We start from the raw sequence: 14,205 nt of genomic DNA, 5'->3' as shown, positions 1-14,205 counted from the left end.
GCTCCGGCGCGCCCCGCGCGTTAGGAGAGGGGCCGGGCGCTTTCCGGCCCCACCACACTTTTTGTGGGACGACCGGGGGCCTTTCTGTATGTGCTGGGGCCCCATGAGAAAGCTGCTCGTCCCTGCGTTGCTGTCCCTCGTCGCGTGCGCCAGCCAGAAGGAAGCGGCGCGCGAGGAGCTTCCGGCGTCCGCCTCCGCGGCGCCGAGCGAACTGACCCGGCCGGCGTCCCTGGCGTCGGCTCAGGAGGAATCCTCGCGAATGAACTACCCGGCGACCCGGGCCGAGCCCGTGGTGGACACGCTGCATGGCGCGCAGGTGGCGGACCCCTACCGGTGGCTGGAGGACGAGAAGGCCCCCGAAGTCCAGGCGTGGATGAAGGCGCAGGACGCGCTGGCGCGCGGAGAGCTGGCGAAGATGCCGGGCCGCGACGCGCTCGCGAGCCGCTTCCGTGAGCTGTTCTACACGGACTCCATCTCCCCGCCGTCGCGCCGCAACGGCCGCTTCTTCTACGTCCGCACCCACAAGGACAAGGAGAAGTCGATTGTCTACTGGCGGGACGGCGAGCACGGCACGGAGAAGGTGCTGTTGGACCCGAACACCTGGAGCAAGGACGGCACCCTCTCCATGGGCATGTGGGCGCCCTCGTGGGACGGCAAGAAGGTGGTGTTCTCCCAGAAGCCCAACGCCGCGGACGAGGCGGTGCTCCATGTCATGGACGTGGACACGGGCGAGTGGTCCAAGGTCGACGTGATTGAGGGCGGCAAGTACGCCTCGCCCAAGTGGACGCCGGACAACAAGGGCTTCTATTACGAGTGGCTGCCCACGGACCCGAGCATCCCCGTGGACGCGCGGCCCGGCTACACCACCATCCGCTACCACGTGCTGGGCACGGACCCGCAGAAGGACGCGCTGGTGCACCCGCGCACGGGGGACCCCACCACCTTCCTCCAGAGCGACTTGAGCCGGGACGGGAAGTACCTGTTCGTCTACGTCATCCGCGGCTGGAGCGAGAACGACATCTACTGGAAGCGGCCGGGCGAGAAGGACTTCCGCCTGCTCGTGAAGGGGCAGGGAGCGAAGTACGAGCTGCAGGCGTGGAAGGACCGCTTCTACGTCACCACGGACGAGGGCGCCCCGCGCCAGCGCGTCTTCGTGGTGGACCCGGCGAAGCCCGAGCGCGCCGCGTGGAAGGAAATCGTCCCCGAGGACCCGGTGGCCTCCCTGCAGGGCGCCAAGGTCGTCGGTGGGCACCTGGCGATGGAGTACCTCAAGGACGCCACCACCGAGGTGCGCGTGGCCACCCTGGAGGGCAAGCCGGTGCGCACGGTGCAGCTGCCGGGCGTGGGAGCGGCGTCCAACCTGGTAGGTCTTGAGGACCTGGACGACGCGTACTTCATCTTCACGTCCTTCACGACGCCGCGGCTCGTCTACAAGACGTCCGTCAGCACCGGGAAGTCCGAGGAGTGGGCCCGCGTGGAGCTGCCCATGGACCCGGACGCCTACACGGTGCAGCAGGTCTTCTATCCGTCGAAGGACGGCACCCGGGTGCCGATGTTCCTCGTGTACCGCAAGGGCCTGAAGCAGGACGGCACCGCGCCCACGCTCCTGTACGGGTACGGCGGCTTCAACGTGAACATGGAGCCCACCTTCCGGGCGAGCATCCTGCCCTGGCTGGACGCGGGCGGCGTGTACGCGGTGGCCAACCTGCGCGGGGGCGGCGAGTACGGGAAGTCCTGGCACGACGCCGGCCGCCTGGAGCACAAGCAGAACGTCTTCGACGACCTCCACGCGGCGGCCGAGTACCTCGCCCGCGAGAAATTCACCCAGGCCCGTCGCCTGGCCATCTACGGCGGCAGCAACGGCGGCCTGCTGGTGGGCGCGGCCATGACGCAGCGCCCGGAGCTCTACGGCGCGGTGGTGTGCGCCGTGCCACTGCTGGACATGGTGCGCTACCACCTCTTCGGGAGCGGCCGGACGTGGATTCCGGAGTACGGCTCGGCGGAGAAGCCCGAGGACTTCAAGACGCTGTACGCCTACTCGCCCTACCACCACGTGCGGCCGGACGTGCGCTACCCCGCGCTGCTGATGATGTCGTCGGACCACGACGACCGGGTGGACCCCATGCACGCCCGCAAGTTCGTGGCGGCCGTGCAGAACGCGGCGGGCAACCGCTCGGCTGCCCTGCTGCGAATCGAGGCCAACGCGGGCCACGGTGGCGCGGATCAGGTGGCCAAGCAGATTGAGTCCAGCGCGGACCTCTACGCTTTCCTCTTCCACGTGCTGGAGGTGCAGATGCGCCAGGGTGGGGTGGCTGCGCAGGGCCGCTGACATACCGGGCGGACACCCGAGGAGGCTACGGGTGTTCCCTTGATGGCAGGACACCGTTCCCCAATCTTGAGGCGGGGAACGGTGCCCGAAATCGCCGTGTTATAGACGTGCTTCACCCCGTGTGCGCGCTCTCCCAGCGGGCAGGCGGGCAACTCTTCAATGGCCTGTCTCCCCGGCAGGCCAGCAGGTGGCGGATACATGTTCTTCGGACGTGACGACAAGAAGGAAGCCCAGAAGCGGGGACTCACCGTCCCGCTCTTGCCCCTTCGGGACATCATCGTGTTCCCGCACATGGTGGTGCCGCTGTTCGTCGGCCGGGAGAAGTCCATCGCGGCTTTGAAGGACGCGATGGCGCACAAGGGGCCGGACGACAAGGCCGTCATCCTGCTGGCCGCGCAGAAGAAGGCCAAGACCAACGACCCCACCCCGGACGACATCTTCCACTTCGGTACGCTGGGACACGTCATCCAGCTCCTCCCCCTGCCTGACGGCACGGTGAAGGTGCTGGTCGAAGGCGTGCGCCGCGCCCGGGTGAAGAAGTTCCACCCCAACGACGCCTTCTTCATGGTGGAGGTCGAGGAGGTCGAGGAGCAGACCGAGAAGAGCGTGGAGCTGGAGGCGCTCGTTCGCAGCGTCCACTCCGTGTTCGAGGCCTTCGTCAAGCTCAACAAGCGGATTCCGCCTGAGATGCTGATGCAGGTGGCGAGCATCGACGACCCGGCGCGGCTCGCGGACACCATCGTCGCGCACCTCTCGCTGAAGCTGAATGACAAGCAGGCCCTGCTCGAGACGGAGTCCCCGGCCAAGCGCCTGGAGAAGCTCTACGAGCTGATGCAGGGTGAGATCGAGATTCTCCAGGTGGAGAAGAAGATCCGCACGCGCGTCAAGAAGCAGATGGAGAAGACCCAGAAGGAGTACTACCTGAATGAGCAGATGCAGGCCATTCAGAAGGAGCTGGGTGAGCGCGACGAGTTCAAGAACGAAATCCAGGAGATTGAAGAGAAGCTGAAGAACAAGCGGATGAGCAAGGAGGCCACGCTCAAGGTCAAGAAGGAGCTGAAGAAGCTCCGGATGATGAGCCCGATGAGCGCCGAGGCCACGGTCGTCCGCAACTACATCGACTGGATCATCAGCCTGCCCTGGTACGACGAGACGCAGGACCGCCTGGACGTCACCGAGGCGGAGCGGGTGCTCAACGAGGACCACTACGGCCTGAAGAAGCCGAAGGAGCGCATCCTCGAGTACCTGGCGGTGCAGCAGCTGGTGAAGAAGCTCAAGGGCCCCGTGCTGTGCTTCGTGGGTCCTCCGGGCGTGGGCAAGACGTCGCTGGCGCGCTCCATTGCGCGGGCCACCGGCCGCAAGTTCGTGCGTCTGTCATTGGGCGGCGTGCGTGACGAGGCGGAGATTCGCGGCCACCGGCGCACGTACATCGGCGCGATGCCGGGCAAGCTCATCCAGTCGCTGAAGAAGGCGGGCAGCAACAACCCCGTCTTCCTGCTCGACGAAATCGACAAGATGTCCACCGACTTCCGTGGCGACCCGAGCGCGGCGCTGCTGGAGGTGCTGGACCCCGAGCAGAACCACAACTTCAACGACCACTACCTGGACCTCGACTACGATTTGTCCAAGGTGATGTTCATCTGCACCGCGAACACGATGCACAACATCCCCGGTCCTCTGCAGGACCGCATGGAAGTGATTCGCATCGCGGGCTACACGGAGCCGGAGAAGCTGTCGATTGCCCGGCGCTACCTCATCCCGAAGGAGCAGGAGGCCAACGGGCTGGCGGACGTGAAGGTGGACATCAGCGACCCCGCGCTGCGGACCATCATCCACCGCTACACGCGTGAGTCCGGCGTGCGCTCGCTCGAGCGTGAGATTGGCGGCGTGTTCCGGAAGATTGCCCGCGACGTGCTGAAGAACGGCAAGCGCGACGTGGCGGTGGACCGGAAGATGGCGATGAAGTTCCTGGGCACCCCGCGCTTCCGCTACGGCATGGCGGAGGCCGAGGACCAGGTGGGCATCGTCACGGGCCTGGCGTGGACGGAGCTGGGCGGTGAAATCCTCACCACCGAGGCCACCATCATGCCGGGCAAGGGCAAGCTCATCATCACCGGCAAGCTCGGTGAGGTGATGCAGGAGTCCGCGCAGGCGGCCATGTCCTACGTGCGCAGCCGCGCCGAGCGGTTCGGCATCGACAAGAAGGTGTTCGAGAACTACGACATCCACGTCCACCTGCCGGAGGGCGCGATTCCGAAGGACGGCCCCTCCGCGGGCGTCACCATCTGCACGGCGCTGGTGAGCGCGCTCACGCGCACGCTGATTCGGCGCGACGTGGCGATGACGGGTGAAATCACCCTGCGCGGGCGGGTGCTGCCCATTGGCGGCCTGAAGGAGAAGACGCTGGCCGCGCACCGGGCGGGCATCAAGACGGTCCTGATTCCGAAGGCGAACAAGAAGGACCTGAAGGACATCCCGCTGAAGATTCGCAAGCAGCTGCGCATCATCCCGGTGGAGTTCGTGGACGAGGTGCTCCGCGAGGCGCTGGTGCTGGAGAAGCCGGAGGAGTTCGGCCGCAAGCCGCTGTCCTCCGACGGCGCGAAGACGACGCCCTCGTCGGAGCTGGCGGCGTCCACGCCGGCCGTGGCTCCGGCGTAGGCTTGGGTTGAAGGCCCCTTCGCGGGGGCGCTGAGTTGAAGAGAAGCCAGGATGCCGGACGACTTGGGTCGCCGGGGTCCTGGCTTCTCTGTTTTTCTGGGTGTCTGCCTTTGGGAGCCGTGTCGACTCCCATGGGGTGGGGCGCACCCAGTTGCAACGCTCCTGGAATATTATAGGTCTCCCGAAGCTCCCTCCCGGAAAGCGCCGGCTGCCTTTGCCGCCCGGCCCGGGACGGCAGCGCTCGCGCAGCGCGATAGCAAGAGGGGATTGATGAGACAGGAAGGACGGAAGTGGTTGGCGTGGGTGGCCCTGGCCATCTGTGCCGCGGTGGCGGGCTGCGGTCCGCAAGGTGCTCCGGGCGCGGAGCAGGGGATGCAGGAGACGGCCACCCGCGAAGCGGCGACGGGCGAAGTCGTCTCGACGGCGCGCGGCGGTCTGGGCTCGTTCAAGAGCACCTCGTCGGGCTTGCTGGATGCCAACGCCGCCGCGACTTCCGCGGGGCTCCTCCTTGCCACAGGTGGCAACCACACGGCGGCCGTGAGGCAGGACGGCACCGTCTGGGCCTGGGGCAACAACGATTCCGGCCAGTTGGGGGATGGGACCACCACGCGCCGCTTCACGCCGGTGCAGGTGCAAGGGTTGACGGGCGTCACCGCCATCGCCGCAGGTTACGCTCATACCCTGGCCGTGAGGCAGGACGGCACTGTCTGGGCCTGGGGCAACAACGATTCCGGCCAATTGGGAGATGGAACCACCACGCGCCGCTTCACGCCGGTGCAGGTGCAGGGGCTGACGGGCGTCACCGCCATCGCCGCAGGTTACACTCATGGCCTGGCTGTGAGGCAGGACGGCACCGTCTGGGCCTGGGGCAAGAATCTCTGGGGACAACTCGGGGACGGGACGACCACCCAACGCCTCACGCCGGTGCAGGTGCAGGGGCTGACGGGCATCACCGTCATCGCCGCAGGCTCAGACCACACCGTGGCCTTGGGACAGGACGGCATCCTCTGGGCCTGGGGCAGCAATTTATGGACACAGCTTGGGGACGGGACCTCCTCCACCCAACGCCTCACGCCGGTGCAGGTACTGACGGGTGTCACCGCCATCGCCGCAGGCTACCTCCATACCGTGGCCTTGAGGCAGGACGGCTCCGTCTGGACCTGTGGCTACAACGAGTTTGGCCAGCTGGGGAATGGGGGAACCACCCGTCGCATCTGGCCGACGCAGGTGCTGGGGCTGACGGGCGTCACCGCCATTGCCGCCGGTGAATTCCACACACTGGCCTTGAGACAGGACGGCACTGTCTGGGCCTGGGGCGACAACGGCTCTGGCCAACTGGGGGACGGGACGACCACTCAACGCCTCACGCCGGTGCAGGTGCAGGGAGTGACGGGCGTCACTGCCATCGCCACAGGTGGCGACCACGCGGTGGCCGTGAGGCAGGACGGTACCGTCTGGCTCTGGGGGAGCAATTCCTCCGGCCAACTGGGGGACGGGTCGACCCGCCAACACCCCACGCCGGCGCAGGTGCGGGAGCTGACGGGCGTCACCGCCATCGCCGCAAGTGACTCCCATACGGTGGCCTTGCGGCAGGACGGCACCGTCTGGACCTGGGGCCTCAATTCCTACGGCCAACTGGGGGATGGAACGACCACCCAACGCCTCACGCCGGTGCAGGTACAGGGGTTGACGGGCGTCACCGCCATCGCCACGGATAGCAAACACACGGTGGCCTTGCGGCAGGACGGCACCGTCTGGGCCTGGGGCGTCAACTTCTCTGGCCAACTGGGGGATGGAACGACCACCCAACGCCTCACGCCGGTGCAGGTGCAGGGGTTGACGGGCGTCACCGCCATCGCCGCAGGTGGCGACCACACGGTGGCCTTGAGACAGGACGGCACCGTCTGGGCCTGGGGCAACAACCCCTACGGTCAACTGGGGGATGGGACGACCACGCGTCGCTCCACGCCGATGCAGGTGCAGGGGCTGACAGGCGTCACCACCATCGCCGCGGGTGCTTCCCACACGATGGCCGTGAGGCAGGACGGCACCGTCTGGGCCTGGGGCAACAACTCCTACGGTCAACTGGGGGATGGGATGACCACGAACCGCTCCACGCCGGTGCAGGTGCAGGGGCTGACAGGCGTCACCGCCATCGCCGCGAGCAACTTCGGCACGGCGGTCGTGAGACAGGACGGCACCGTCTGGGCCTGGGGCTACAACACCTGGGGACAGCTCGGAGATGGGACGACCACCCCACGACGCACTCCGGCACAGGTGCAGGGAATGACGGGCGCCATTGCCATCGCCGTGGGTGATTCCCACACGGCGGACGTGAGGCAGGACGGCACCGTCTGGGCCTGGGGCAACAACCCCTGGGGCCAGCTCGGGGACGGGACGACCACCAAAAGCACCACTCCGGTGCAGGCGCAGGGGTTGACGGGCGTCACCACCATCGCCGCGGGTATCGACCACACGGTGGCCGTGAGGCAGGACGGTACCGTCTGGACCTGGGGCTTCAACTCCAACGGTCAACTGGGGCGCGGACCGCTCCCCTACCGCGTCATGCCGGTGCAGGTGCAGGCAGTGACGGGCGTCACCGCCATCGCCGCGGGTGATTCCCACACGGTGGCCTTGCGGCAGGACGGCACCGTCTGGGCCTGGGGCGACAACCTCTGGGGACAGCTCGGGGACGGGACGACCACCCAACGCCTCACACCGGCGCAGGTGCAGGGGGTGACGGGCGTCGCCGCCATCGCCGCAGGCTACTCACATACCCTGGCCGTAAGAGAGGACGGCACTGTCTGGAGTTGGGGCGGCAATTCCTATGGCCAATTGGGGGACGGGACGTCGACTCAACGCCTCTCGCCGGTGCAGGTGCAGGGGCTGACGGGCATCACGGCCATCTCCGCCGGCGACTCCCACACGGTGGCCTTGCGGCAGGACGGCACCGTCTGGGCCTGGGGGCGCAATTCCTGGGGACAGCTCGGGAATGGGACGACCACGCACCGCACCACGCCGGCGCAGGTGCAGGGGCTGACAGGCGTCACCGCCATCGCCGCGGGCTCTCTTCACACCGTGGCCTTGCGGCAGGACGGCACCGTCTGGGCCTGGGGCTTCAACGATCTCGGCCAGGTGGGGGATGGGACGACCACGCGCCGCCTCACGCCGGTGCAGGTGCAGGGGTTGACGGGCGTCGCGGCCATTGCTGCTGGCTACTTCCACACGGTGGCCGTGCTGCAGGACGGCACCGTCTGGGCCTGGGGCTACAACCTCTGGGGACAGCTCGGGGATGGGACATTGACGGCCCGCTCCACGCCGGTGCAGGTGCAGGGGCTGACGGAAGTCAGTGCTCTTGCCGCCGGGTATGCACATACGGTGGCGGTGCGGCAGGACGGCACCCTCTGGGCCTGGGGCAACAACTCCGGTGCCCAGCTGGGCAACGGGACCTCCACGGGCCGTTCCACGCCGGTGCGGGTGGAGGGGCTGACGGGCGCCTTCACCCTGACGGCGGGCCGGTTCCACACGGCGGCCATGAGTCCGGAGGGTGCCGGCTGGGCCTGGGGGCGCAACAACCTCGGCCAGGTGGGGGACGGGACGACCGCTGACCGCCCCAGACCGGTCAATGTGATGGTTCAGGGAGGGACCTGAACCGCCCTGCCGGCCAGGGCGCACCCGGGCGAAGGCTTCCTCCCTGAGCGGGGAGGGACTCGGAGTTGAAGCGAAGCCAGGATGCCGGACGACCAGGGTCGCCGGGGTCCTGGCTTCTCTCTTTCCGGGCTCCGGGCGCTTCGGGGTACAAGGGGCCCCAAGTGGCCTCCCGCGCTCGACTCCGGTGGACGTTCCTCGTGCTGGTCCTGGCGGCCACGGCCTGCGGGCCGTGCGGCTTCCAGCCGGACCCGGGCGTGAAGGTGGTGGTGCCGTCCATGCCCACCACGCTGGATTGGAGCCACTCGGACCCGGAGAGCTGGGCGAACTATCCCGTCATGCTCGCCACCCAGCGCGGGCTCACCGTGCTGGGGGCGGACTACTCCGTGCAGCCCGGACTGGCCGAGCGCTGGGAGCGTGTCACCGACGACCAGGGCCGCGAGGTCTACACCTTCCACCTGCGACAGGACGTGCGCTGGTCGGACGGCTCGCCGCTCACCGCGCGCGACTTCGTCATCGGCTGGCGGCGCGCGCTGCGCGGGCGCGAGCGCGGGGAGATGGTGGACCTGGCGGGCGCGGCCGAGGCGCTCGCAGCCCAGGAGCGCGGTGCCCCCGAGGCCGAGGTGCGCGCGGCGCTGGAGAGCGTGGGCGTGGAAGCCGTGGACGCGCACACCCTGCGGGTGACGCTGTCCCGGCCGCGCAGCTACTTCCTGGCCCGCGTGGCCAACGTCTACATCTTCTATCCCGCGCCCGCGGCGGACCTGGAGGGCAGGTCGGACGAGGACGTTCGCGACTACTTCGATCGGCCGCGTGACGGACGCCCGCTCGCACTGGGGCCGTACCGCGTGGAGCGCTGGGACCGTGCAGGTGAGCGCGTGCGGCTGGTCTACAACCCGGCCACCGCCTTCCCTCCGCCGCTGCAGCCCGGCGAGACGCCCGCGCCCGTCATCACGCTGATGAAGTCCGAGATTGGCCCGGCGCTGTACGAGCGAGGCCGGGTGGACTTCGTGTTCATGGACAGTGCCGCGTCGCTGCGCATGCGCCGGCCGGAGGACCTGCAGCGCGAGCCGCTGCTGTCCACGTACTTCCTCGCCTTCAACACCGAGCGTCCCCCGCTGAACCGGCCCGAGGTGCGGCGCGCATTGGCCCGCGCGCTGGACAGGGACGCTCTGATGGCGGGGCTGCTGCCGGCGGCCCGGACGTCCAACGTGCTGCTGCCACCGGAGCTGCCCGGTGCCGCCACGCCCGAGGAGGCCGCGCGCCTGCCTGGCTATGCCCCCGAGGCCGCGAAGGCCGAGCTGGCTCGCGTGCCTGGATTGGACCGGCCGCTGCGGCTCGTCTATCGACAGGGCGACGGGTTCCTCCCGGAAGTGGCCATCGCGGAGCGGGTCGCGGCGCAATTGGCGCGAGTGGGCGTGCAGGTGGTGCTGGATGCGCGCTCGGACTTCTCGGCGGAGATTTCGCGGCGCTCGGCGGAGGGGCCTCGCGTGTATGACCTGTACCTGCGCCGACTGGGCGGGGACTACGCGCACCCGAACACCTTCTTCACCCTCTTCGAGCACGAGGGCAATCACCAGACCGGCTGGGAGACGCAGGCCGGCGGCGAGCCCATGGCTCGCTTCGAGCGGCTGCTCGAGGCGGGCGACGGCGAGCCGGACGAGGCGAAGGCTCGCACGCTGTATGCCCAGGCCCAGGAGGTGCTGGTGGGCGAGCAGGCCGTGATTGCGCCCATCTACCACCCGGACCGCTACTTCCGCGTCCGGGCGCGGCTGCGCGGGCTAGACGTGGACCCCTTCAACTTCCTCGCCCTGCGTGCATTGCGGCTTGCTCCCGCGACGGAAGCGCAGGCGGGAGCTGCGCCATGAGGCTGCTGCCGCAATGGTGCGTTGCCCCGTTGGCGGAAGGGCTTCGTCTCGGGGGCTCATCCGGGCGCGGAGGCAACCCCGCCCGGCGCCCGACGGACGCGGAAGGAATGTTCATTCCGCGAGCCGGCCACCCGGTGGACGCGGAAGGAATGTTCATTCCGCGAGCCCGCCGCTCGAACGAGTGGGCTGGAGTGACGCCATGAGGCTCGTGACGCAGCGGCTGGCGCGGCAGCTGGTGCTGGTGCCCCTCGTGGCGGTGGCCTCGTACTTCCTCATGGCCTCGCTGCCGCTCACCACGGAGACGGATGCCAAGCGGCAGGTCTCCAAGGAACTGGCCGCTTCGTACCAGCGCGATCTCGGCATCGGTGAGCCACTGGGCTTCATGCGTCCCTGGCAGAAGCTCTTTCGCGGCGAGCGATTGGGCACCAGCGCCCAGGGCATCACCGGCGACGAGCTGCTGCTGAAGCTCTCCGGCAGCGTGGGCGTGGGGTTGATGGCACTGCCACTCGCGCTGGCGTGGGCGCTGGGCTTCGCGCTGCTGCGCACGCGGTGGCGCAGAGGGAAGTGGGCGACACTGGGAGACGTGGTGCCGGCCGTGGCCTTCGGCACGCCTGTCTTCATTCCCGCGCTGCTGCTGGCTCCCGGCGTGGTGGAGCGCGGGAACATGCTGCCGGAATTGTGCGCGGCGCTCTGCACCTCGGTGTGGCCCGGCATCTTCCTGGGCACGCTGGTGGGTGACTCGCTGGAGACGGAGCTGTCTCGCGACTACGTGCGCACCGCGCTGGGCAAGGGCCTGGCCTACGGCACGGTGCTCCGCCGCCACGTGCTGCCCAATGTGTGGCCCGCGATGCTCGACGCGGTAGGGCCAGTGGCCACTTCACTGCTCGCCGGCTCGTTCGCCGCGGAGCGCGTCTTCGGCCTCCCGTACTTCGGTCAGCTCTACGTGCTGGCGGTGCTCAACAAGCAGGTGGCCGTCGTCGTGGTGGCCACCACCACCTTCGCATCGCTGCTCGTCCTCGTGAGCCTCGCGGTCGAAGTGCTGCGCTACGCGGTGGACCCTCGCTCCCGGGAGGCCACGACATGAGCCGCGTTCCTTCGCGGGCCCGATTCGGCCTGGCGCTCCTGATTGGACTGGGCGTGCTCAGCCTCGTCGCGGGCCGCCTCTTCCCGGAGGCCCTCGCGAGCACGTGCCCGCTCGGTATGGACCCGACGCGTCCCGACCGCACCGTGTGCGAGCTCGCCTTCGGTGGGCTCTGGGTGTCCCTCGCCGTGGGGCTCGCGGCGGGTGCGCTGTCCACGCTCATCGGCCTCGCCGTGGCCGCGGTGGCGCGCCTCTCCGGTGGCACCGTGGAGCAGGCCCTGCTGCGCGCCGTGGACGCCGTCTTCGCGCTGCCCGACGTGCTGGTCGTCATGGTGCTCCAGCTCGCGGGCCAGTCCCTCTCGGATGCAGGGGCGGGCGGAGGACTGGGGCCCTTCGGGCTCATGGTCGCCTCGCTGGCCCTCGTCGGCTGGGCGGGCCCGGCGCGCATGTTCCGCAACCGGCTGGCCACGCTGGAGTCACAGGAGTACGTCGCGGCCGCTCGGGCGCTCGGCGGGGGAGGGGCCCACCTGCTCCGCGTCCACCTGTGGCCCGCGCTGCGCCCCTTCGCGCTGGCCGTCTTCCTCAGCCGCCTGCCCGCCGCCATCCTCACCGAGTCCACCGTGAGCTTCTTCGGCATCGCCCGCATGGAGCCCATGTCCCTGGGCCGCTACCTGGGCACCAGCTACGCGGCCCTCATCTACGTGGGCGGTGGACGCGTGGTGCTGCCCGCGTGGGCACTGCTGGTGCTGCTGGTGCTCGGTGCCTCGCTTGCTTCCCAGGCGCTCTCGGCGGCCCCTCGCCGCGCCGCCTGAGGAAGGTCTCAGGGGTGGGAGAGGCTCCTCCTCCCGAGGAATGCCCCACGTTGGGGGGTGGGTTTCCATCACACGGAAACCTTTTGCCCACCGGTGCACTCATGTCCCTCCCCACCGTCGAAGAGCTGCCCATCTCCACCGGACACGACTCGAGCGAGCGCACCACGCGCAGCGACGACCTGAAGCTCGAACCGGCGCGCGGCGCGGTGCTCGTCGTCGAGGACGACCCGACGCACCGGGAAATCCTCGTGGAGCTGCTCGCGGGCTGGGGCTACGAGCCGCTCCCCGTGGGCAGCGCGGAGGAGGCGGAGTTCGCCGTGCGCAACAAGCGCATGGATGCCGCCGTCGTCGACGTCTTCCTGCCCGGCCGCAGCGGCGCCACGCTGATGTCCAAGCTGCGCGAGCGCTTCCCCCAGGCGGTGCTCATCGGCGTCAGCGCCATGAGCGACGCGGCCATGGCGCGCAAGTGCAAGGGCCTGGGCGCGGACCTCTTCATCGGCAAGCCCCTCAACCCCGAGAAGCTCGCCGAGGCGCTCCAGTCCAGGCACACGAGCTGGCACTGACGTCGCCCGCATGTCGCGGGGGTGGACGGCCCGGAACCCGGGCAACGGGTTCCGGTTGCGCCGTCCCCGCGAACGGTTGATGCTCCTCTCGTGAAGAACCTCGCTCCCGGACTCCTGCTGGCCATGCCCCAGCTCGGGGACCCGAACTTCTACCGCTCGGTCATCCTGATGATCGAGCACGGTGAGACGGGCTCCATGGGGCTCGTCATCAACCGGGGGGCCCCCCTCACGCTCGGTGAGCTGGCGCGCGGCCAGAACATGGGCATCGCCTCGGCGCGGACCGAACAGTCCGTCTTCGTGGGCGGCCCCGTGGAGCCGCAGCGCGGCTTCGTCCTGCACGAAGACGCGGAGCAGACCGAGAAGCACCCGGTGCTGCCCGGCCTGTTCCTGAGCGTCACGCTGGACGCGCTGGGGCCGCTCCTGGAGAACCCCTCGCCGCGCCTGCGCTTCTGCCTGGGCTACGCGGGCTGGGGCCCCAAGCAGTTGGAGAGCGAGATTGCCGCCGGCTCCTGGCTCTTCGCCGAGGCGACCGCCGAGGCGGTGCTGGGCCTGGAGCCCTCGAAACTGTGGGAGACCACGTTGCGTGGCATGGGCGTGGACCCGGCCATGCTGGTGATGGGAAGGGGGATGAACTGATGCTCGATGCCGACTTCGTCCGGACCCGCATCCTCGAGGCCCTGCCGGGCTCAGAGGTCGAGGTTAGAGATACCACCGGGACGGGAGACCACTTCGAGGCGCGGGTGGTGAGCCCCGCCTTTGCTGGCAAACCCATGGTGCAGCAGCACCAGCTCGTCTATGCGCCCCTGCAGCAGTGGCTGAAGTCGGGCGAGCTGCACGCCCTCGCGCTGAAGACCTATTCGCCCGAGCAGTGGCAGAAGCTCGGCCAACGCTAGAAGGAGACGCTGTCGATGACCCCTGAGCTCAAGGCCCGGCTGGAGAAGGAAACCCAGTCGCACAAAATCGTCCTGTTCATGAAGGGCAATGCCCTCTTCCCGCAGTGCGGCTTCTCCGCGCGGGCGCTGCAGCTGTTGCAGCCCTTCGGCGAGGTCCACACGGTGGACGTGCTGGCGGACCCCGAGGTTCGCCAGGGCATCAAGGACCTCACGAACTGGCCCACCATTCCGCAGATCTTCATCAACGGGCAGTTCGTCGGCGGCTCCGACATCCTCATGGAGCTGGCCGAGCGCGGTGAGCTGGCGGACCTGGTCGCCGGCAAGTCCCCGGCCTGACGGGGGCTCGCGGGGCCTCG

The 14,205-nt window shown here is 68.9% G+C and carries 10 protein-coding genes; all 10 read left to right on the top strand.

The features are described 5' to 3' along the window. Positions 1-103 precede the first annotated feature (103 nt). Positions 104-2,329, top strand: a complete 2,226-nt coding sequence (locus OV427_RS09305; RefSeq protein WP_267855758.1) for a prolyl oligopeptidase family serine peptidase — start codon at positions 104-106, stop codon at positions 2,327-2,329. A gap of 198 nt (positions 2,330-2,527) precedes the next feature. After that, on the top strand, positions 2,528-4,987 hold the full coding sequence (gene lon, locus OV427_RS09300) for an endopeptidase La (protein WP_267855757.1): 2,460 nt from the start codon (positions 2,528-2,530) through the stop codon (positions 4,985-4,987). Positions 4,988-5,257: 270 nt separating this feature from the next. Next, the gene (locus OV427_RS09295) at positions 5,258-8,638 is read left to right on the top strand and encodes an RCC1 domain-containing protein (RefSeq protein ID WP_267855756.1); all 3,381 of its coding nucleotides are present in this window, start codon (positions 5,258-5,260) and stop codon (positions 8,636-8,638) included. Positions 8,639-8,913: 275 nt separating this feature from the next. Beyond that, positions 8,914-10,500 carry a peptide ABC transporter substrate-binding protein gene (locus OV427_RS09290; RefSeq protein ID WP_267863394.1) on the top strand — a complete coding sequence of 529 codons (1,587 nt, stop codon included), beginning with the start codon at positions 8,914-8,916 and terminating at the stop codon, positions 10,498-10,500. 199 nt (positions 10,501-10,699) lie between these two features. Further along, the gene (locus tag OV427_RS09285; RefSeq protein WP_267855755.1) at positions 10,700-11,584 is read left to right on the top strand and encodes an ABC transporter permease subunit; all 885 of its coding nucleotides are present in this window, start codon (positions 10,700-10,702) and stop codon (positions 11,582-11,584) included. Then, positions 11,581-12,393 carry an ABC transporter permease subunit gene (locus tag OV427_RS09280; protein ID WP_267855754.1) on the top strand — a complete coding sequence of 271 codons (813 nt, stop codon included), beginning with the start codon at positions 11,581-11,583 and terminating at the stop codon, positions 12,391-12,393. Before OV427_RS09285 ends, OV427_RS09280 begins: the two co-directional genes overlap by 4 nt. 101 nt (positions 12,394-12,494) lie before the next feature. Then, the gene (locus OV427_RS09275; protein WP_267855753.1) at positions 12,495-12,956 is read left to right on the top strand and encodes a response regulator; all 462 of its coding nucleotides are present in this window, start codon (positions 12,495-12,497) and stop codon (positions 12,954-12,956) included. Between the two features lie 90 nt (positions 12,957-13,046). After that, positions 13,047-13,592, top strand: coding sequence for a YqgE/AlgH family protein (locus OV427_RS09270; RefSeq protein WP_267855752.1), 546 nt, complete (start codon positions 13,047-13,049; stop codon positions 13,590-13,592). Then, positions 13,592-13,849, top strand: coding sequence for a BolA family protein (locus OV427_RS09265; RefSeq protein ID WP_267855751.1), 258 nt, complete (start codon positions 13,592-13,594; stop codon positions 13,847-13,849). The genes OV427_RS09270 and OV427_RS09265 overlap by 1 nt, the downstream gene beginning before the upstream one ends. Before the next feature lie 15 nt (positions 13,850-13,864). Further along, a complete protein-coding gene (gene grxD, locus OV427_RS09260) occupies positions 13,865-14,185 on the top strand; it encodes a Grx4 family monothiol glutaredoxin (protein ID WP_267855750.1) in 321 nt (106 codons plus the stop codon). Positions 14,186-14,205: the final 20 nt, after the last annotated feature.

Source organism: Pyxidicoccus sp. MSG2, from assembly GCF_026626705.1.
In the GTDB taxonomy this organism is placed as follows: domain Bacteria; phylum Myxococcota; class Myxococcia; order Myxococcales; family Myxococcaceae; genus Myxococcus.
The sequence above is the reverse complement of the archived record's forward strand: the minus strand, read 5'-3'. Positions and strand labels throughout refer to the sequence as shown.

Bases quoted from the DNA above. Each gene is read 5' to 3' on its own strand.
- OV427_RS09305 (WP_267855758.1), top strand. From the start codon at position 104: ATGAGAAAGCTGCTCGTCCCTGCGTTGCTGTCCCTCGTCGCGTGCGCC.
- lon (WP_267855757.1), top strand. From the start codon at position 2,528: ATGTTCTTCGGACGTGACGACAAGAAGGAAGCCCAGAAGCGGGGACTC.
- OV427_RS09295 (WP_267855756.1), top strand. From the start codon at position 5,258: ATGAGACAGGAAGGACGGAAGTGGTTGGCGTGGGTGGCCCTGGCCATC.
- OV427_RS09290 (WP_267863394.1), top strand. From the start codon at position 8,914: ATGCCCACCACGCTGGATTGGAGCCACTCGGACCCGGAGAGCTGGGCG.
- OV427_RS09285 (WP_267855755.1), top strand. From the start codon at position 10,700: ATGAGGCTCGTGACGCAGCGGCTGGCGCGGCAGCTGGTGCTGGTGCCC.
- OV427_RS09280 (WP_267855754.1), top strand. From the start codon at position 11,581: ATGAGCCGCGTTCCTTCGCGGGCCCGATTCGGCCTGGCGCTCCTGATT.
- OV427_RS09275 (WP_267855753.1), top strand. From the start codon at position 12,495: ATGTCCCTCCCCACCGTCGAAGAGCTGCCCATCTCCACCGGACACGAC.
- OV427_RS09265 (WP_267855751.1), top strand. From the start codon at position 13,592: ATGCTCGATGCCGACTTCGTCCGGACCCGCATCCTCGAGGCCCTGCCG.
- grxD (WP_267855750.1), top strand. From the start codon at position 13,865: ATGACCCCTGAGCTCAAGGCCCGGCTGGAGAAGGAAACCCAGTCGCAC.